The following is an 18,226-nucleotide window of genomic DNA, read 5'->3' on the forward strand; positions in this document are numbered from 1 at the left end:
GCTTTACTCCGGAGCATGCGACCGGAATCCTCCGCGATAGCGGTCGAGGGCCTCGTCAAGTCCTACGGCCGCACCGCCGCGCTGCGGGGACTGACCATGCACGCGGCACGCGGGACGGTGGTCTGCCTGATGGGCCCCAATGGAGCCGGCAAGACCACCGTGATCCGCGTCCTGTCCACCTTGACCAGGCCGGACGGCGGCCGGGCCACGGTGTGCGGTCACGATGTGGTCGAGGCCGCCGGCCGGGTCCGCGCGCTGATCGGCCTGACCGGCCAGGACGCCGCGGTCGACGAGCACCTCACCGCGACGGAGAACCTCTGGCTCTTCGCGCGGCTGAACCGACTGGCCCGCGGTCCCGCCCGGAGCAGGGTCGCCGAGCTCATCGAGGCGTTCGATCTCGGTTCGGTGGCCGCGCGGCCGGTACGGACCTACTCCGGCGGCCTGCGCAGGCGGGTGGATCTGGCGGCCGCGCTGGTCGCGGCCCCGCCCGTGCTCTTCGTCGACGAGCCGACGACGGGGCTGGATCCACGCAGCCGCAGGACGCTGTGGGAGCTGATCCGCGCCAGGGCGCGAGCGGGCTCCACGATCCTGCTGACCACGCAGTACCTGGAGGAGGGCGACCAGCTCGCGGACCGCATCTACGTGGTGGACCAGGGCCGAGCGGTCGCCGAGGGCACGCCGGACGAGCTGAAGGCCAGGATCGGCGGCGAGCGCATCGAGGTCACTCTGGCCCGTCCGGCCGGTCTGCCCGTGGCGGCGGCCGAGCTCGAGACGCTGCTCGGTGGCCGTCCCGAGGTGGACGAGGCCGCCCTGACCGTGAGCGTGCTCACCGACGACCGGCCGGGCGTGCTGTCTCGAGCGATACGCGGGCTGGACGAGGCGGGAGTGGACGTGACGGATGTACGGCTGCGCAGGCTCACGCTCGACGACGTGTTCTTCGCCTTCACCGGCGCCGAGCCCACAGCCAACGGACACCCGCGGTGACCGCGGTCGCGGTTGAGGTGACCTCGCTGGTCCGCCGCAACCTCATTCACCTGCGGCGGCGCCCCGAACTGCTCGTGTTCTCGATCGTCGAGCCCGTGGTGCTGGTGCTGCTGTTCCGTTATGTCTTCGGCGGCGCCGTCGGTCTCAGCACGGACCTGGCCTATGCCGACTTCATGGTGCCGGGCATCCTGGTGCAGACCGTCACGCTGGGCTCGATCACCATCGGCGCGGGCCTGGCCCAGGATCTGCGGCTGGGGCTGATGGACCGGTTCCGGTCACTGCCGATCTCCCGGGTCTCCGTGGTGGCCTCGCACGCGCTGGCGGGGCTGCTCCGGAGCTCGGTCGTGGTGCTCGTGATGGCCCTCGTGGGGGTGGCGGTGGGCTTCCGGCCCGCCGCGAACCCGTTGCAGGCGCTGCTCGCGCTGATCCTGCTGTGGTTGTACGGCGTGGCCATGGCCTGGGTGACGCTGACGCTCGCGCTGATCCTGAAGAGTGTGGAGGCCACCGAGACCATCGGGCTCGGCCTGCTGTTCCCCTTGACGATGCTGAGCAGCGCCTTCGTGCCCATCGACACACTGCCGGGACCCCTGCGCGCCTTCGCCGACCACCAGCCCGTCACCGCGGCCATCGACGCGACTCGCGCCCTGCTGCTGGACCAGCCGGTGGGCGGCGATCTGTGGGCGGCCGTGGCGTGGTCGCTGGCGATCGTCGCGGCCCTCGCGCCGGTGACGGCCATGCTCTACCGGCGTCGGATTGACAGATAACTTTTGATATAGCGATACAACTACATATGTGTGGCGAATGACGAGGAAATCCCCCTCTTGACACTCTCCAGTCGCTATATGAATCTAAAGCAAAGCACACGGCCAACCACAGGAGCAGAGCATGACCGTGAACTACTTCCCCCCCGCCGGCACCGACTACCTCCGGCTCTGGACCGACGCAGTCATCGAGCTGGCGGGCGGCGAAGAGACCATCGAGGCTGACGGCTGGTTCTGCGTGACCCGCAGCAACCCCGACCGGCAGAACCCGAACGCGATCGTCACGCAGATCATCCAGATGAACCTGCGCGGCCGCAGCGAGCACCTCGGCGAGTTCCTCTTCAGCCTCAACCCGCAGATTCCCACCATGGGCGAGGAGACCACGTTCGCGGTCAACAAGTTCGACAGCCGGTTCAAGGGCTACTTCAACGTCTACTTCCAGCTGGAGCTGCTGGACCAGGGCAAGACGCTGATCAACAAGGAGCCCGTCGTGATCGAGGGCGTCTTCGGCGCCCTGCCCCCGATCGGCGCCATCGGCGAGATGGCCCCCGGCGACCGCGTCGGCATGTACGACAAGGACAACCCCGACTCCGAGCCCGTGATGTACATGCTGGCCACCAGGAAGATCGTCGGCCAGTACGTCACCGGTGACTACGCCGCCCGCAAGGAGGACTACGCGGCGGTCAAGGAGCAGGCCTCCGAGTTCTGCCAGACCGGCAGGATCGGCTCCATCGCCGAGGTGTGAGGTCCGACTCGATTCGAGGCGGGGGCGCGTGGCGACCCCGCCTCACAGTGCGTGCCCGAGGAGGCAGAGTGAACACCGGTACGACCGACCGCCGCTGGCGCCTGATCCCGCCCGGTTACCGGCCGGTCCTGCGCAACCGCCGGTTCATGCGGTTGCTGCCAGGCCTGCTGATCTCCAGATTCGGCGACGGAATGGGCGGCGTGGCCCTGACCTGGCTGGCTCTGCAACTCGCCCCCGCCGATCAGCGCGGCCAGGTCGTGGGGCTGGCCCTGGCCGCCTACGTGCTGCCCGGAGCGCTTTCCGGGCTCCTGCTGGGCCGCTGGTGCGCCCGCCTCGACAGCCGCACGCTGCTGCTCACCGACGCGCTGCTGCGCGCCGCACTGCTGTCGTCCATCATGGTGCTGCACCGGTTCGACGCCCTGTCGTCCTTTGGCTACATCGGCATCCTCGCCGTCTCCTCCCTCTTCCACACCTGGGGCATGGGGGCCAGGACCGCGGTCGTGGCCGAGCTCGTGGACGCGGAGGAGGACCGGCGCGCGGCCAACTCCCTGCTGTATTCGGGCGGCCACCTCAGCCTGATCCTGGGCCCGGCCGTGGCCGGTCTGCTGGCCACGCTGATCGGCCCGGACGCGGTGCTGGCCACCAACGGGCTGTGCTTCCTCGTGCTGGCCGTCTCGCTCGTGGGCTTCCCCCGGCTCGGCACGCCTCCGGCGGAGGAGGCCGGCGGGCTGGGCAGCATGCTGCCCGGGCTGCGCGCCCTGTTCGGCAACGTACGGGTGGCCACGCTGATCGTGATGACCTTCGTGGTGGCCGTCATCGCCACCCCCGTCGACGTCGCCCTGCCGGTCTATGTGGCCGATGTCCTGGGCGGTTCGGCGAGCACGCTCGGCCTGTTCTGGACGCTGTACGGCGTGGGCGGCCTCGTGGGGGCGATCCTGGGCGGCGCCCTGCGCAGAATTCCGCTGTGGCCGGCCACCATCGCCATCGCCTTCGGCTGCGGCGCCGCGGTGCTGCCGCTCGGGCTGACGGCCATGCTGCTGCCCGCCCTCATCGGCTTCGCCATCAGCGGCTTCGTCTTCGCGCCCTACCCCGCTCTGTCCATCACGCTGCTCCAGCAGTCCATTCCCGCCGCCGCGATGGTGGCCGCGGGAACCGCCTGGTCGAGCATGGTCCTGGTGGCCGAGCCGATCGGCGCGGCCCTGGGCGGCGCCATGGTGCAGCGGCTCGGGCCGCAGCCCACGATCCTCATCTCCGCCTTCGCCATGATGGGCGTGGCCCTGCTGGCCTGCCTGCCCTCCCTCTTCTCCCGCCTGACCCGCAGGCCGCAGCCCATCGGAGCTCGCGATGCGTGACACCGGCTCAGTGGCCCAGTTCAACCGCATAGCCCGCCGTTACGACAGCAGCCTGGGTCAGTACGGCTGCCGCCGCGCCGACCCCGACGTGCTCGCGGCGGCGGCCGACCTGTCCCCGGAAACGGTGCTGGACGTGGGCTGCGGCACTGGACGGCTGCTCGCCCTGGCCGCCGGCCGGTGGCCGCGGGCGCTGCTGCACGGCGTGGATCCGGCGAGCGAGATGATTCGCGTGGCGAGCGAGAAGCTGCCGCGGGCACGGCTCCACGTGAGCGGCGCGGAGCGGCTGCCGTTTCCGAACCGGAGCTTCGACCTGGTGTTCAGCACGACGGCGTTCGGCCACTGGCAGGACCAGCCCGCCGGGTTGCGGGAGATCGCCCGTGTGCTGCGCGGTGCCGGCCGCCTCGTGCTGGCCGAGCACCGGCCGCCGCCGCGCTGGGCCCGCCCGCTCCTGAGCGTGATCGGCGGCGAGCTGCCCGCGCACCGCGCACCGGAGGAGATGCGACACCTGCTGACGCAGGCGGGTTTCGAGGTGCGGAGCATCGGGCGGGTGCGGGGCGGCCTGGTCCTGGCGGTCGCCGAGCCGGCGAGCTGATCGGCTCCCGTGGCGAGGGCGGGAGCCGGTCAGCTCGCCTTGCGCTGTATCGGCACGCCGGTCAGCAGCGCCTTGAACAGCACCGGCTTGGCCTCGTTCTGGAAGTCCACGTCCGCGTGGAACTCGTTGATCATTCCTTCCAGCACCAGCAGGGACAGCAGCGGGAAGACGAACTCGGGGGCAGCGTACAGGCCGCTGCGCCGCTGCAGGTCGAAGAGCTTGGCGGCGAAGGGCGCCAGGCGGAAGTCGCGCGCCGAGCGGCTGGCCGCACCGGCGACCAGCGCCCCGATGCCCTCGCGGAAGGTGTCCAGATCGGCGTGCTCACCGATGCTCCTGGCACTGCGGATGACGATGTCGGCGCAGTAGGGGCCGTTGCCCCGCGCCATGTTGAGGAAGAACTCGGCGAACAGGCGGCGCACCCTGGGCTCCAGCCGGACCACGAAGCCCGCGTCGAGGATGACGATGCCGCCGTCCGGCGCGATGTACAGGTTGCCTGGATGCAGGTCGCAATGGACCAGGCCGTGGATGAAGAGCATGCGGTACGCGCACCGGAGCACCCGCTTGACCACCAGCTCGGCCACCTCGGCCGGCAGCTCTTCCGGCCGGATCCGCCGCAGGCCGGGCAGATACTCCATGACCAGCACGCCCTCGGCCCCCGCTTCCCGCACGGGTTCGGGTACGCGCAGGTAGGCCAGGTCCCCGAGGTTTCGGCGCAGCGAGTCGAGCGCTTCGACCTCGGCCTCGAAGTCGAGCTGGGCCAACACGGCGTCGCGGCACTGCCGTACGATCTCGCCCGCGGGCAGGCCCCGCATGCCGGGCAGGCGTTCCATGAGCCGGGCGCCCGATTCGGCCAGGGCGAAGTCGGCGCGCATGCGCGGACCGATCCCCACCCGCCGCACCTTGACGGCGACCTGCCGCCCGTCGGCCAGCACGGCCCGATAGACGCACGCGATGCTGCCACTGGCGACCGGTTCCCAGTCGAAGTCGGCGAAGGGCCAGGGGCGGCCCGCGTAGGCCGACCGCACCGCCTCGCGGGCATCCTCCTCGCTCATCGGCGCCACCTGGTCGTGGAGCCGGCCGAGCACCTCGCAGATCTCTCGCGGCAGCAGATCCTGCCGGGTGCTGAGCAGCTGCGCGCCCTTGACGAAGCTCGGCCCCAGATCGGTGAGCAGCGTGCGCAGGTGCTTCCTGAGCACCGCGCGACGGGTTCTCGAGCCGCTCAGGGCGAGCGCCGGCAAGGCGGCGCAGCCCCTGCGCACGGTGACTGCGGCGATGGCAAGGGCACGGCTCCAGGTTCGAAACGCCATTGCGGCCCCTCGGTCGGTGATGTCCTCCAGCGTGCCGCGTATGCGAAAAAGCAATAGCCATCGATTGCTGGATCTCGAAAGATTCCACCTATTTCTAAGAAGCCCGCCCTATATCTACTGATATGCAACCAATCACTTTGCCCGGCATCGAGGAATACGCCCTTGCGCACACCACTCCGGACCCCCCGAGCCTGCTGTCGCTCGCGGCGGAGACCCAGGCCAGGTGTGAGCGGCCGCACATGATGGTGGGGCCGGTGGAAGCGCGGTTCCTGCAATTCCTGGTCTGGATGCTACGCCCCAGGGCCGTCCTGGAAATCGGCACGTTCACCGGCTATTCCGCGTTGTCCATGGCCGGCGAGTTGCCCTCCGACGGACACATTGTCACTTGCGAACTCAGCCAGGAGCACGCCGACATAGCGCGCAAGCACATCGCGACGGCGGGCCACGACGACCGCATCACGGTCATCGTCGGCCCGGCCATGGACACGATCCGCACGCTGCCCGGCCCCTTCGACCTGATCCTGCTCGACGCCGACCAGGCCCACTTCCCCGAGTACCTGGACGAGCTCGTGCCCAAGCTCGCGGACAAGGGCGTGCTCGCCGTCGACAACACCCTCTGGAGCGGGGCCGTGCTCGACAAGTCCGACACGCTGGACAGCACCGAGGGCATCCGCCGCTTCAACGACCTCGTGGCCGGGCGTACGGACCTGATCTCAGTGCTGCTCAGCGTGCGGGACGGGCTGACCCTCATCCGCCGCGCCCCGGGAGGAACACCGACGTGACCCCGCACGGCATCGACCACCTCGAGTTGTTCACCGGCGAGCCCGCCCGGCTGACCGCCTACCTGCGCGACGGCCTGGGCTTCGCCGAGCACGCCGACGTGCCCTTCCCCGCCGAGGACCGCACGTCGGTACTGCTCACCCAGGGACAGATCGAGCTGGTCGTGAGCGCGCCGCGGCAGCCGGGCCGGGCCGCCGCCTTCGTCGCCAGGCACGGCGAGGGGGTCGCCGACGTCGCCCTCCGCGTCGCCGACGCGGCGGCCGCCTTCGACTCGGCCGTCGCGCGCGGGGCCAGGCCCGTGCGGGAGCCCATCACGTTCGGGCAGACGGTCATCGGGGTCGTGGGCGGGCCGGGAGACATCGTGCACTCGCTCGTCGAAAGGCCCGGACGCGAGCCCTCGAAGGCCGGCCCGCTGCGCCTGGTCGACCACGTCGCGATGTGCCTCCCCGCCGGGATGCTCGCCCCCTCCACCAGGTTCTACCGCGACGTCTTCGGCTTCGACACGATCTTCGAGGAGAAGATCGAGATCGGCGATCAGGGCATGGACTCCAAAGTGGTGCAGAGCCCGTCGGGCGGCATCACCTTCACACTGATCGAGCCGGACATCGCCCGCGCGCCCGGGCAGATCGACGCGTTCCTGGACCGTCACGGCGGCGCGGGAGTGCAGCACGTGGCGCTCATGACCGAGGACATCGTGAGCTCCGTGGCCGAGCTCGAGGCCCGCGACGTGGAGTTCCTCACCGCCCCGCTGCGTTACTACGACACCCTCGCAGCGCGCGTGACCACCATGACCGACCGCATCCAGGTCCTGCGCGAGCGGAACGTGCTGGTGGACCGGGATCACTGGGGTGTCCTGCTGCAGATCTTCACCAAGCCCGTCCACCCCTCCGGCGCCTTCTTCTTCGAGCTCATCGAGCGGCGACAGGCCAGGACGTTCGGCAGCGGCAACGTCCGCGCGCTGTACGAAGCCGTGGAGCAGGAACGCCGGGCCTCCCTCGCGGCGAGCCCGTGATGACGACCTCCGCGCTCGGCCAGGAGCCCTCCGTCGCCTTGCGGACGGAGGACTTCGCCGTCCTGGCCCAGGCCCGGCTCGAGCCCGCCGTCTGGGACTTCCTGTCCGGCGGCAGCGGCGCGGAGCGCACGCTCGCCGGCAACCTGCGGGCGTTCGACGCGGTACGGCTGCGCCCGCGGATCCTGACCGGCACGGCCGAACCGGACACCGGCGTCGAACTGTTCGCGCACCGGTGGCCGGTGCCCTTCGCGATCGCCCCCGTCGCCTGCAACCGGCTGCTGCATCCGGAGGGAGAGGTCGCCACCGTCCGGGGAGCGGGAGCGCTCGGCGCCGTCACGATCGTGCCCATGCTGGCCAGCCGGACGCTGGAGGACATCAGGGCGGCGGCCGGGGCTCCGCTGTGGCTGCAGCTCTTCTGGACCAGGGACCGCGCCCTCATGACCGAACTCGTCGAGCGGGCCGAGAGCGCCGGATACGGCGCTCTGGTCATCACCTCGGACATGCCCGTGATGGCAAGGCGCCTGCGCGACCTGCGCAACCGCTTCGTGATCGAACCGGAGTTCGGTCCGGTCAACCTCGGTTCCGCCGGAGTGCAGGTGCGCGGCGGCGAAGGCGAGTCGGGGGTGCGCGCGCACGCGGCCAAGACCTTCGACCCCACCGCCACCTGGCGCGACCTGGAGTGGCTGCGCTCCACCACCCGGCTGCCCGTGATCGTCAAGGGCGTGCTCACCGACCGCGACGCGGAGCTGGCCGTCCGGCACGGCGCCCAGGGTGTCGTGGTCTCCAACCATGGCGGGCGGCAGCTGGACGGGGCACAGTCCTCGCTCACCGCCCTGCGCGAAGTGACGCGCGCGCTCGGCGGCCGAGTGCCGGTGTTCGTGGACGGTGGTGTGCGGAGGGGCGTCGACGTGCTGGTCGCGCTGGCCGCCGGGGCCGACGCGGTGCTGCTCGGCCGAGCGCCCATGTGGGGCCTCGCCGCGGCGGGCGAGCGTGGCGTGCGAGAGGTGCTCGCGCTGATCCTCGAGGAGCTGCGAGAGGCCATGCGCCTGTGCGGTGCCGCCACCACGGCCGATCTCGGGCCGGACCTCCTCTCGTGGAGCGCGCCATGACCGCGCTGCTCAACGAGATCCCGGCCGAGGACCTGTGTCCCGCGCTGGGGCATCCCGTGCTGAGCTCGGCCGCCTTCCTCAACGAGGTCTCCAGCCGCTACCCCGAGGCCGTCTCCCTGGCCGCGGGCCGGCCGTACGACGGCTTCTTCGACCCGGCCGAGCTCGGCGACAACCTGCTGGCCTACCAGGAGCACCTGACCGAGCGAGAGGGCCTGTCCCCCGGCGAGGTCACCCGCCGCCTCTTCCAGTACGGCAGGACCGCCGGGCACATCCACGACCTGATCGCCGAACTGATCGCCAACGACGAGGGCATTCACGTGCCGCCCGAGTCGATCGTGGTGGTCAACGGGGCGCAGGAAGGCATGCTGATCACGCTCAGAGCGCTCTGCAACGCCCCCGGCGATGTGTTGCTCACCACCTCTCCCGCCTACATCGGCATCCTCGGGGCGGCCAGGCTCCTCGGCATCAAGAGCGCCGCGGTGGCCGAGGACGAAGACGGCGTGGATCCGGCGGCCGTCGCGGCCGTGGCGCGGCGCCTGCGCGGCAGCGGGCAGCGCCCTCGTGCCCTGTATCTGGTGCCCGACTTCTCCAACCCCACCGGCCACACGCTCAGCGCGGAGCGGCGCGGCGCCCTCCTGGAGGTGGCCGAGGAAGAGGGGTTGTTGATCCTGGAGGACAGCCCCTACGGCTTTCTCGCCGACCCGCCACTGCCCAGCCTCAAGTCGCTGGACACGACGGGCCGGGTGATCCACATCGGTTCCTTCGCCAAGACGTGCTTCCCCGGTGCCAGGGTCGGCTACGTCGTCGCCGACCAGGTGGTACGGCACGCCGACGGCTCGCGTTCCACGCTGGCGGACCAGCTCGCCCTGATTCGAAGCATGATCACGGTCAACACCTCGTCGGTGGCCCAGGCCGTGATCGGCGGCATCCTCGTGCGTGCTCGATGCCGGCTGCGGGAGCACAACGCCGAGCGGATCCGCTTCTATCGCGAGAACCTGGCCGCCCTGCTCCGCGCCCTGGACCGCCGGCTACCCGATGACGTCAGGCACCGGCTCGGAGTGTCGTGGAACGCGCCGGCCGCCGGCTTCTTCGTGGTCCTTCGGGTGCCCTTCCCGGCGGACGAGAACCTGCTCACTGTCTCCGCGCGCGACTACGGCGTGGTGTGGACGCCCATGAGCTACTTCTTCGCCGACGGCGGCGGATCCCGCGCGATGCGGCTGTCCTGCAGCTCGGTGAGCGCCGCCGACCTCGAGGAGGGCGCGCGCCGACTCGCCTTGCTGGTGCTCGACACCGCCCAGATGAGGAGATGATTGCCATGGCTGCTGATGGAACGGCGGTCCGGCGGCCGTTCACCGGCGACGAGTATCTGGAGAGCCTCCGCGACGGACGGGAGGTCTGGATCCACGGCGAGCGCGTCAAGGACGTGACGGAACATCCCGCCTTCCGCAACAACGCCAGAACCATCGCCGGTCTCTACGACGCCCTGTGGGACTCCCCCGACAAGGACGTGTTGACGACGGAGACCGACACCGGCAACGGCGGCTTCACCCACCGCTTCTTCCGCTCCCCCGCCGACGCCGTCGAGCTGCGGCAGAGCCGCGACGCGATCGCGGCCTGGCAGCGCCGGGTGTACGGCTGGCTGGGCCGCTCCCCCGACTACAAGGCCTCCTTCCTGGCCACCCTCGGCGCCAACGCGGACTTCTACGGCGAGTACGCGGGCAACGCCCGCCACTGGTACCGCCTCGCGCAGGAGCGCGTGCTGCATCTCAACCACGCGCTGGTGCACCCGCCGGTGGACCGGCACCGGCCTCCGGACGAGGTGGCCGACGTCTACGTGCACGTCGAGCGGGAGACCGACGAGGGCATCGTGGTGAGCGGCGCCAAGGTGGTGGCCACCGGCTCGGCCCTGACGCACTACAACTTCATCGCCCACCACGGCCTGCCGGTGAAGGAGAAGCGGTTCGGCGTGGTGTTCATCGCCGCCATGGACACTCCTGGCGTCAAGCTGCTGTGCCGCCCCTCCTACGAGCTGGCCGCGGCCACCGTGGGCAGCCCGTTCGACTACCCGCTCGCCAGCCGCATGGACGAGAACGACACGGTGATCGTCTTCGACCGGGCGCTGATCCCCTGGGAGAACGTGCTGGTCTACGGCGACGTGGAGAAGGCCAACACCTTCTTCCACAACTCCGGCTTCCTGCCCAGGTTCGCCCTCCACGGCGTCACCCGGCTGGCCGTCAAGCTCGACTTCATCTGCGGACTGCTGATCAGGGCAGTGGAGATCAACGGCACCGACGACTTCAGGGGCGTCCAGGCCAACATCGGCGAGGCCATGGTCTGGCGGCACCTCATGTGGGCGCTGTCGGACGCGATGATCCAGGGCTGCCGCCCGTGGAACGAGCGTTTCGTGCAGCCCAGCGAGGAGTACGCGCTGGCCTATCGGGTGCTCGCCCCCATTGCCTACGGCAAGGTCCGGGAGCTGGTTCTGCACACCGCCGGCAGCGGGCTGATCTACCTCAACTCCGGCGTGGCCGACTTCCACAACGAGGAGGTCCGGCCGTACCTGGACCAGTACCTGCGCGGATCGCACGGGCACACCGCGGAGAGCCGGGTCAAGGTCATGAAGCTGCTGTGGGACGCGGTCGGCAGCGAGTTCGCCGGGCGGCAGGAGCTGTACGAGCGCAGCTACGCGGGCAACGCGGAGGAGAACCGGGTCCAGGTGCTGCGCAAGGGCAAGGCCGCGGGAGTGGCGGGAGGCATGCTCGACCTCGTCGATCTGTGCCTGTCCGAATACGACCTCACAGGCTGGATCACCCCCCGCCTGGCCGGTCCCTGATCATCCTTGGGGGAAAGGTGACCGACGAGCTGCTGATCGATGGCCCCGGCCTGGTGGCCGTGGCGCAGAAGTACGTCGACGGTGCCTCGGTGTTCGCGTCCGGGCGTCAGCCGCTGTCCAGGCTCTCCTCGGTCACCCTCGACCTGGACCTCGACTACTGCGTCGCGGTAGCCGACTACTACGACCGCTCCCCCCGTATGGCCTACTCCCCCGCGGTCAGGCGAAGTTACGACCGCATGAAAGAGGAGAACGCCGACCAGTTCCACGCGATCACCGGGGCCGGGATCGAGGTCGAGCCCTGGCTCGGCCCGGGCCAGCCGTACCGGAACTCTCGCGACCTGCGGGCCGGGGTGTTCAAGACGGGCAGGATCCACGTCTTCCTGACCCGCGACGGGCACGGCCCCGGCGGAATCCACGGTTACCACCCGCTCAGGGAAGGCTCCGGGATCGTGATCCGGGGTGTCGAGTTCACCCACAACGACATCTTCCGCGTCGTGCACGACATATTCGGCCACGTCATGCCGGGCAACAGCTTCGGACCCCGGGGCGAGCTCCTGGCGGCCTACTGCCACATGCACATGTACTCCGACGAGGTGCATCCGGTCATCTTCATCGAGCACGTCGGCCAGATCTGCTGGTTCTTCTACGGGCCGCACCTGCGTGACCCGGCGGGACGCCTGCCCGGGCCGGGCGAGCGCGGCTACGCGCCGCCTCCGGCCAGGCCGTACGCCGCGCAGAAGGTCTTCCCCTTCGAACGGAAGTACATCGACAGGTTTCACAGCATGTTCTCCACACGGGAGTTGGGATGACACACAGTCTGGAGCACTTCGTCCTGTCCGAGACGGTCAGGGAGGACTTCCCCTTCCTGCGGGCGGCCGAGCCGCTCGTCTACCTGGACAACGCCGCGACCACGCAGAAGCCGCAGGCCGTCCTCGACGCGTTGATCGACTACTACACCCGGAGCAACAGCAACGTCGGGCGCGGTTACTACCGGCTGAGCATGGAGTCGACCGAGCGCTACGAGCACGCCAGGGCGGTCGTCCAGCGTGCCATCGGGGCCCGGCACCCCGAAGAGGTGATCTTCACCAGGAGCACGACCGACGCCACCAACCTCGTGGTCGACACGCTGGGCAGGCAGCTGGTGCGAGCGGGCGACGAGGTCGTGGTCACCGGCATGGAGCACAACTCCAACCTGCTGCCCTGGCGGCGGCTGTGCGAGGAGACCGGGGCGAGGCTCGTCGTCGTGCCCATCAGTCCCCAGGGCCGCGTGGACACCGCCGCCTTCGCCGCCGTGCTCGGGCCGCGCACCCGGCTCGCGGCCGTCGCGCACGTCTCCAACGTGCTCGGCACGGTCAACCCGGTCCAAGAGTTGATCGCCGAGGCGCATCGGCACGGCGTCATCGTGATGGTCGACGGCGCCCAGGCGGTGCCCCACCGGCCGGTGAACGTCGCCGAGCTGGAAGCCGACTTCTACTGCTTCTCCGGGCACAAGGTCTACGGGCCCATGGGCATCGGCGTGCTGTACGGCAGGCGCGATCTGCTCTCCGAGCTGCCGCCCTACCAGGTGGGCGGGGGCACGGTGAAGGGGGTGACCTTCACCGAACCGGTCGAGTACGTGCCATTGCCCAACCGGCTGGAGGCGGGCACCCCGCACGTCGCGGGGGCGGTGGCGCTCGCGGCCGCCTTCGAATACCTGGAGGGCCTGGGCTGGGAGGCCGTGCGGCAGCACGACGACACACTGGTGCGCACGACGCTCGACGCCGTGGCGGACCTGGAGGGCGTGCACGTCGTCGGCGATCCCGGCAGCGACCCCTGCGGGATCGTCTCCCTGTCCTTCGAGGGCCTGCACCCCTACGACGTGGGCGGCCACCTCGACCGGCACGGCATCGCCGTGCGCTGCGGCGTGCACTGCGCCAGCACCTTCCTCGACGACCTGGGGCTGGTCGGGACCGTTCGCATCTCGTTCGGCGTGTACAACACGCCGGCGGAGATCGAGCGGCTTCGCGAGGTCCTGTCGACCGTCGAACCAGGCTTCTGGTCGCTCGAGCAGCCGACCACCCGATTCCTCTGAGGTGTGCCATGACGTCGGTCGTGAACGAGCAGCGCGAGATCTGGGACGCGGTCAGCGATGGCTGGCGGCGCTGGCAGAACGTCTTCGAGCGAGGAGCGGCCTCGGTGAGCACGGCGCTCGTGCGCCTGGGCGGGCTGCGCCCCGGACAGTCGGTGCTCGACGTCGGGACGGGGCTGGGCGAACCGGCCCTCACCGCCGCCGGAGTGGTCGGGCCGCGGGGCAGGGTGGTCGGGATCGACGTGTCCCCTGCCATGATCAGCGCCGCGCGCGCACGGGCGGCGCACGTGCCCTTCGCGGAGTTCCTCGTGGGCGACGTGACCACGGCGGGGCTGGCGCCAGGCAGTTTCGACGTCGTGCTCAGCCGCTGGGGGCTGATGTTCGCAGCCGACCGGGTCGCCACGCTGCGCGCGCTGGCCGGGCTGCTCAAGCCCGGTGGCGTGCTCGCCGCGGCGACGTGGGCGCCGCCGCCTGCCGTACCCATGATCAGTCTTGCCTTCCGGGTCATCGCCGAGCGGCTCGCGCTGGCGCCCCCGCCGCCGGGCCTGCCCGGCCCCTTCTCCATGGCGGACCCCAAGGAGGTGGCCGCCGAACTCGCGGAGGCGGGCTTCACCGAGGTCACCGTCACCGAGCGGAAGGTGCCCTTCGTCATGGAGTCGGTGTCGCACTTCGTGGCCTTCTCCAGGGACGTGCTCCCTCCCAGGATGCGCTCGCTCGTGCGCGAGGCGGCCGACCCGCTGATCTGGGATGCGGTGGCCGAGGCAGCCGCGGCCCACGCCAAGCCGGACGGGTCGCTCGACCTCACCTCCACCTGCCTGTGCGTGCGGGGTGCCCGGTGAGGCTCGACACCAAGCTGATCCACGCCGGACGCCCCCGGGATCCGGGCACCGGAGACGTGATCCCGCCCGTGCACCTGTCCGCCACCTACGACCGGCGGCTGCAGGACCCGCCGCAGTACTTCTACGGCCGCGGCGAGAACCCCACCCGCGAGGATCTCGAGCTCTGCCTGGCAGCGCTCGAGAACGCCGCGTTCGCCACCGCCTACGCCTCCGGGCAGGCGGCCGCGACCGCGGTGGTGAGCCTGCTGTCTCCCGGAGACCGGGTGGTCTGCTCCGACAACGTCTACAGCGGCACCCGTTCCCTGCTGGAGTGGATCGGCAAGTACGGCATCGCCGTCGAGTACGCCGATCTGGCCGAGCCGTCCCTCGTCGAACGTGCGGTCCAGGGCGCCGCCCTGGTCTGGGTGGAGAGCCCGACCAATCCCCTGATGAAGATCGCCGACCTCGACCTCGTCTGCCGCGCGGCCCACGCCACGGGAGCCACCGTCGTCGTGGACAACACGCTCGCGGGTCCGCTGCTCCAGCAGCCACTGAGCTGGGGCGCGGACATCACGCTCTACAGCACCACCAAGTCGATCTCCGGGCATCTCGACGTGATCGGCGGCGCGCTCGTCTACAACCGTCCGGAGCTGCACGACCACCTGCTCGCGCACCGCACCGCCACCGGCGGCGTCCCGGGAGCGCTGGACTGCTTCCTGATCCACCGCGGGCTCAGGACGCTGTCGGTCCGGGTCGAGCGGCAGGTCCGCACCACCGAGGCGATCGCCGCGATGCTCAGCGGCCACCCGTCCGTTTCCCTGGTCCACTACCCCGGCCTGCCCGGCCACCCCCAGTACGACGTCGCCAAGCGTCAGATGTCCGGCCCCGGCTCGGTGCTGAGCTTCGAGTACGCCGGCGACCCCGTCGAGTTGATGGCCCGGCTGCGCTTCTTCAGCTGTGCGGTGAGCCTGGGCGGGGTGCACTCCCTGATCGAGTGCCCCGCCATGATGACCCAGCGTCCCGTCCCCCGCGAGGTACGGCTTCGCATGGGGCTGTCCGATCGTCTCATCCGCCTGTCGGTCGGCCTGGAGGACCGGCGCGACCTCCTGGAGGACCTGCTGGAGGCCATGCGGGGAGGGGACCCGCCGTGATCCTCCTGGACGGGGCGGTGGCCACGGAGCTGGAGCGGCGCGGGCTGCCCATGGCCGCACCCTGGTGGACCACCCGGGCCCTGCTCACCGAGCACGGCCGGGGGTTGCTGCGTGCCGTGCACCGGCGCTACCTCGACGCGGGAGCCAGGGTGCTGACCGCCAACACCTTCCGCTGCAACCTGCGGGCCCTGCGGCGGGCGAAGCTGGACGAGCGGCAGGCAGGCCACCTGGTCCGGCTCGCCGTGGACCTGGCGCGGTCGGCGCGGCATGGTCACGACGACGTGATGGTGGCCGGTTCGGTGGCCCCTGTCGAGGACTGCTACCGGCCCGACCTCGTCCCCGCCGACGCCGAGCTCCGCGCCGAGCACCGGTGGATGGCCGGGCAGCTGGCGGCGGCCGGGATCGACCTCGCCCTGATCGAGACGGTCAACACCATGCGCGAGGCGCGGATCGCGGTGGAGGAGGCGCGAGGCGCGGGCCTGACCGCCTGGGTCAGCTTCGTCTGCGGTCCCCGCGCCACCCTGCTGTCGGGTGAGCCGGTCGCCCGTGCGGCCGTGGCCGTGCACCGGGCGGGCGCCGCGGCCGTGCTCGTCAACTGCACCTCGCTGGACGCGGCGCGAGACTGCGTCGCCGAACTCGCCACCCTCGGCACGGGCGCCATCGGCGTCATGCCCAACCTCGAACCCCGCAACGGCACACCTGTGCCGCCCGAACTCTTCGCCGCGCTGATGTCGAGCTGGCGGCAGCAGTACGGCCTGGCTCTGCTCGGCGGCTGCTGCGGCACGACCCCTGCCCACATCACGGCCCTGAACGGATTGGACGACGCACATGATGGACTGGCGGCAGGTACGCGAGCTGTTCACGATCGACCCTGACCTCATCCACCTGAACACGGCGGGCCTCGGCTCAGCGCCGCGCGCCGTGCTGGACGTGCTCGGCAGCGCCGACCGGGTGTACGCGAGGTCGCCGCGCGACCCGTTCGCCGACACCGCGCTCACCGAAGTGCGGGAGGCCCTGGCGGGAGGGCTCGGGTGCGAGGCCGACGAGCTGGCGATCGTGCCGAGCGCCACCGACGCCAACGCCCGGATCCTGGCCGGCCTCGACCTGCGCGAAGGCGACGAGATCATCACCACCGACCACGAGTGCTACACCGTGCGCGCGCCGCTCTGCCAGCTGCGCGACCGTCGTGGCGTCGTCCTCAGGGAGCTCACCCCGCCGATCGGGGCAGGGCAGCGCGCCGAGGAGATCGTCGAGCTGGTGCGGTCGGCGATCACGCCGCGCACCAGGGTGCTCCAGTGGGCCGGGATCACTCTGACCACCGGAGCCGCCTTCCCCACGGCCGAGCTGGTCGAGCTGGCGCGGCGGCACGACCTGATCGCGGTGCTCGACGGCGCTCAGCTGCTCGGCCACTTCCCCGTACGGCTGCGGGACCTGGGTGTGGACTTCCTCAGCGCGTCGGGATCGAGATACCAGTGCGGCCCCATGGGCACGGGCCTGATCTACGCGCGCAACCGGCCCCTGCCCCTGCCGGCCTTCTGGCCGGTCGTCTCCCTGCTCTACCCGCTCCGAGACGGCCTGCCCCCTCGGCCCCACGACCTCGGGCGCCTGCTCCAGCAGAGCGACTCGGCGGACCTGTCGCGGGCGCAGGGCCTGCGCATCGCCTGCGAGCTGTGGGACCGGATCGGCCGCGACCGCATCCAGCGCCACGTCCTGGAGCTGGGCACCCACCTCAAGGAGCGCGTCGTCCGTCACTGGGGACGGGATGCCCTCTTCAGCCCCATGGACGACCCGCGGCTGCACTCGGGTCTGGTGGCCTTCGACCCCTTCCGGGGTTCGGCGAACCTCGGCGTGTTCGTCCAGCTCAAGCGGCAGCTGGCCGACGAGCACGGGATCACCGTCGAAATCACCCGCTTCGCCCACCCCGGCGTGCAGGGCGAGCTGCCCGCGGTCCGGGTCTCCCCGCACCTGTACAACGACGTGGAGCAGCTCGACCGGGCGATCGAAACAATGATCAAGCTCTGCCACTAGCGGGTCCGGCGGCTGGGATACCAGTCGCCACGGCCCTGCGGCAGGAGGTCGAGCAGCGACCAGGTCGCGCAGAGCAGGTCGAGGCCGCGGGCGTCGCCGCCGTCACTCGGCTGGTACGGCTCGTCCCCGGGGTCGCTCAGCATGGCCGAGCCCTGCCAGGAGATCCTCGTTCGCCCGTCCGACCTGTCGTAGACCGTCACCACGGGTTCGAGGTCGCCGGGATGCGCGCGCAGCCCGAGCCGGTCGGTGAGGTCGCCGGGCTGGGTGGAGTAGACGGGAACCCACCGCCACTGCCGGCGCCGCGCCACCTCGGCCAGGCGCGCGGGCCCTGCGGGTGCCATGACGGCCACCGCGGTGCGCTCGAGCAGGTGCGGGGTGACGGCGTCGAGGCCGTCGACCCACATGGAGCACAGGGGGCACGGCTCCGGCCAGTCCTCGTCGAACATCATGTTGTAGACGAGCAGCGTGGGATGGTCGCCGAACAGCCCGCTCAAGCGCACCGGCGAGGCGTCGAGCGCGGCGAGCGGGGGGTCCTCGTCCAGCTCGGGCCCTCTGGGCAGGGCACGCCGCCGCGCGGCCACCTGCTCCCCCAGGTCACGCAACCGGCGCTCGTCTCTCAGCAGTTCGGCCCGCGCCTTGGCGTACTCGGGCGTGGCCGACTCGAACAGACCGGGACGTGACACTTC

General features: G+C 70.9%; 18 protein-coding genes. 16 read left to right on the forward strand and 2 right to left on the reverse strand.

The genetic code is table 11. The features are described 5' to 3' along the window. Nucleotides 1-15: 15 nt before the first annotated feature. The 5 genes from H4W81_RS16045 (at nucleotide 16) to H4W81_RS16065 (ending at nucleotide 4,434) form a co-directional block, all read left to right on the forward strand. Nucleotides 16-984, forward strand: coding sequence for an ATP-binding cassette domain-containing protein (locus H4W81_RS16045; RefSeq protein ID WP_192775544.1), 969 nt, complete (start codon nucleotides 16-18; stop codon nucleotides 982-984). Beyond that, on the forward strand, nucleotides 981-1,748 hold the full coding sequence (locus H4W81_RS16050; RefSeq protein ID WP_192775545.1) for an ABC transporter permease: 768 nt from the start codon (nucleotides 981-983) through the stop codon (nucleotides 1,746-1,748). Before H4W81_RS16045 ends, H4W81_RS16050 begins: the two co-directional genes overlap by 4 nt. Before the next feature lie 121 nt (nucleotides 1,749-1,869). Then, nucleotides 1,870-2,490, forward strand: coding sequence for a DUF6073 family protein (locus H4W81_RS16055; RefSeq protein WP_192775546.1), 621 nt, complete (start codon nucleotides 1,870-1,872; stop codon nucleotides 2,488-2,490). Between the two features lie 68 nt (nucleotides 2,491-2,558). After that, on the forward strand, nucleotides 2,559-3,842 hold the full coding sequence (locus tag H4W81_RS16060; RefSeq protein ID WP_192775547.1) for an MFS transporter: 1,284 nt from the start codon (nucleotides 2,559-2,561) through the stop codon (nucleotides 3,840-3,842). Continuing rightward, nucleotides 3,835-4,434: a class I SAM-dependent methyltransferase gene (locus tag H4W81_RS16065; protein ID WP_192775548.1), complete on the forward strand. Its 600-nt coding sequence runs from the start codon at nucleotides 3,835-3,837 to the stop codon at nucleotides 4,432-4,434. Before H4W81_RS16060 ends, H4W81_RS16065 begins: the two co-directional genes overlap by 8 nt. A gap of 29 nt (nucleotides 4,435-4,463) precedes the next feature. Here H4W81_RS16065 and H4W81_RS16070 read toward each other — a convergent pair whose 3' ends face one another. Further along, nucleotides 4,464-5,741 carry an ABC1 kinase family protein gene (locus tag H4W81_RS16070; RefSeq protein WP_192775549.1) on the reverse strand — a complete coding sequence of 426 codons (1,278 nt, stop codon included), beginning with the start codon at nucleotides 5,739-5,741 and terminating at the stop codon, nucleotides 4,464-4,466. A gap of 137 nt (nucleotides 5,742-5,878) precedes the next feature. Between H4W81_RS16070 and H4W81_RS16075 the strand changes: the two genes are divergently transcribed. From H4W81_RS16075 to H4W81_RS16125, 11 genes are read left to right on the forward strand one after another with little or no spacing between them, the layout of a single operon-like run. Beyond that, nucleotides 5,879-6,523, forward strand: a complete 645-nt coding sequence (locus H4W81_RS16075; protein ID WP_192775550.1) for an O-methyltransferase — start codon at nucleotides 5,879-5,881, stop codon at nucleotides 6,521-6,523. Next, entirely contained in the window at nucleotides 6,520-7,533 is a 1,014-nt protein-coding gene (gene hppD, locus H4W81_RS16080; RefSeq protein WP_192775551.1) for a 4-hydroxyphenylpyruvate dioxygenase, read from the forward strand. The genes H4W81_RS16075 and hppD overlap by 4 nt, the downstream gene beginning before the upstream one ends. Further along, on the forward strand, nucleotides 7,533-8,642 hold the full coding sequence (locus H4W81_RS16085; protein ID WP_192775552.1) for an alpha-hydroxy acid oxidase: 1,110 nt from the start codon (nucleotides 7,533-7,535) through the stop codon (nucleotides 8,640-8,642). Before hppD ends, H4W81_RS16085 begins: the two co-directional genes overlap by 1 nt. Beyond that, nucleotides 8,639-9,952, forward strand: coding sequence for an aminotransferase-like domain-containing protein (locus H4W81_RS16090; RefSeq protein WP_192775553.1), 1,314 nt, complete (start codon nucleotides 8,639-8,641; stop codon nucleotides 9,950-9,952). Before H4W81_RS16085 ends, H4W81_RS16090 begins: the two co-directional genes overlap by 4 nt. Nucleotides 9,953-9,957: 5 nt before the next feature. Next, on the forward strand, nucleotides 9,958-11,475 hold the full coding sequence (locus H4W81_RS16095; RefSeq protein ID WP_225958653.1) for a 4-hydroxyphenylacetate 3-hydroxylase N-terminal domain-containing protein: 1,518 nt from the start codon (nucleotides 9,958-9,960) through the stop codon (nucleotides 11,473-11,475). A 17-nt stretch (nucleotides 11,476-11,492) separates the two neighbouring features. After that, entirely contained in the window at nucleotides 11,493-12,284 is a 792-nt protein-coding gene (locus H4W81_RS16100) for a hypothetical protein (protein ID WP_225958654.1), read from the forward strand. Beyond that, a complete protein-coding gene (locus tag H4W81_RS16105) occupies nucleotides 12,281-13,546 on the forward strand; it encodes an aminotransferase class V-fold PLP-dependent enzyme (RefSeq protein WP_192775555.1) in 1,266 nt (421 codons plus the stop codon). Before H4W81_RS16100 ends, H4W81_RS16105 begins: the two co-directional genes overlap by 4 nt. Nucleotides 13,547-13,554: 8 nt before the next feature. Next, a complete protein-coding gene (locus H4W81_RS16110; protein WP_192775556.1) occupies nucleotides 13,555-14,382 on the forward strand; it encodes a class I SAM-dependent methyltransferase in 828 nt (275 codons plus the stop codon). Further along, on the forward strand, nucleotides 14,379-15,512 hold the full coding sequence (locus H4W81_RS16115) for a trans-sulfuration enzyme family protein (RefSeq protein WP_192775557.1): 1,134 nt from the start codon (nucleotides 14,379-14,381) through the stop codon (nucleotides 15,510-15,512). The genes H4W81_RS16110 and H4W81_RS16115 overlap by 4 nt, the downstream gene beginning before the upstream one ends. Then, the gene (locus H4W81_RS16120; RefSeq protein ID WP_192775558.1) at nucleotides 15,509-16,387 is read left to right on the forward strand and encodes a homocysteine S-methyltransferase family protein; all 879 of its coding nucleotides are present in this window, start codon (nucleotides 15,509-15,511) and stop codon (nucleotides 16,385-16,387) included. Before H4W81_RS16115 ends, H4W81_RS16120 begins: the two co-directional genes overlap by 4 nt. Then, entirely contained in the window at nucleotides 16,341-17,540 is a 1,200-nt protein-coding gene (locus H4W81_RS16125; protein ID WP_192775559.1) for an aminotransferase class V-fold PLP-dependent enzyme, read from the forward strand. The genes H4W81_RS16120 and H4W81_RS16125 overlap by 47 nt, the downstream gene beginning before the upstream one ends. Here the strand turns inward: H4W81_RS16125 and H4W81_RS16130 are convergent. Beyond that, nucleotides 17,537-18,223 carry a DUF899 family protein gene (locus H4W81_RS16130; protein WP_192775560.1) on the reverse strand — a complete coding sequence of 229 codons (687 nt, stop codon included), beginning with the start codon at nucleotides 18,221-18,223 and terminating at the stop codon, nucleotides 17,537-17,539. The genes H4W81_RS16125 and H4W81_RS16130 overlap by 4 nt on opposite strands. Nucleotides 18,224-18,226: the final 3 nt, after the last annotated feature.

Origin of the sequence: Nonomuraea africana, from assembly GCF_014873535.1 — a bacterium.
In the GTDB taxonomy this organism is placed as follows: domain Bacteria; phylum Actinomycetota; class Actinomycetes; order Streptosporangiales; family Streptosporangiaceae; genus Nonomuraea; species Nonomuraea africana.

Excerpts from the sequence above, each read along its gene's own strand:
- H4W81_RS16085 (WP_192775552.1), top strand. The coding sequence starts at position 7,533 with ATGACGACCTCCGCGCTCGGCCAGGAGCCCTCCGTCGCCTTGCGGACG.
- H4W81_RS16095 (WP_225958653.1), top strand. The coding sequence starts at position 9,958 with ATGGCTGCTGATGGAACGGCGGTCCGGCGGCCGTTCACCGGCGACGAG.
- H4W81_RS16125 (WP_192775559.1), top strand. The coding sequence starts at position 16,341 with ATGATGGACTGGCGGCAGGTACGCGAGCTGTTCACGATCGACCCTGAC.
- H4W81_RS16065 (WP_192775548.1), top strand. The coding sequence starts at position 3,835 with ATGCGTGACACCGGCTCAGTGGCCCAGTTCAACCGCATAGCCCGCCGT.
- H4W81_RS16110 (WP_192775556.1), top strand. The coding sequence starts at position 13,555 with ATGACGTCGGTCGTGAACGAGCAGCGCGAGATCTGGGACGCGGTCAGC.
- H4W81_RS16045 (WP_192775544.1), top strand. The coding sequence starts at position 16 with ATGCGACCGGAATCCTCCGCGATAGCGGTCGAGGGCCTCGTCAAGTCC.
- H4W81_RS16090 (WP_192775553.1), top strand. The coding sequence starts at position 8,639 with ATGACCGCGCTGCTCAACGAGATCCCGGCCGAGGACCTGTGTCCCGCG.
- H4W81_RS16105 (WP_192775555.1), top strand. The coding sequence starts at position 12,281 with ATGACACACAGTCTGGAGCACTTCGTCCTGTCCGAGACGGTCAGGGAG.
- H4W81_RS16070 (WP_192775549.1), bottom strand. The coding sequence starts at position 5,741 with ATGGCGTTTCGAACCTGGAGCCGTGCCCTTGCCATCGCCGCAGTCACC.
- H4W81_RS16055 (WP_192775546.1), top strand. The coding sequence starts at position 1,870 with ATGACCGTGAACTACTTCCCCCCCGCCGGCACCGACTACCTCCGGCTC.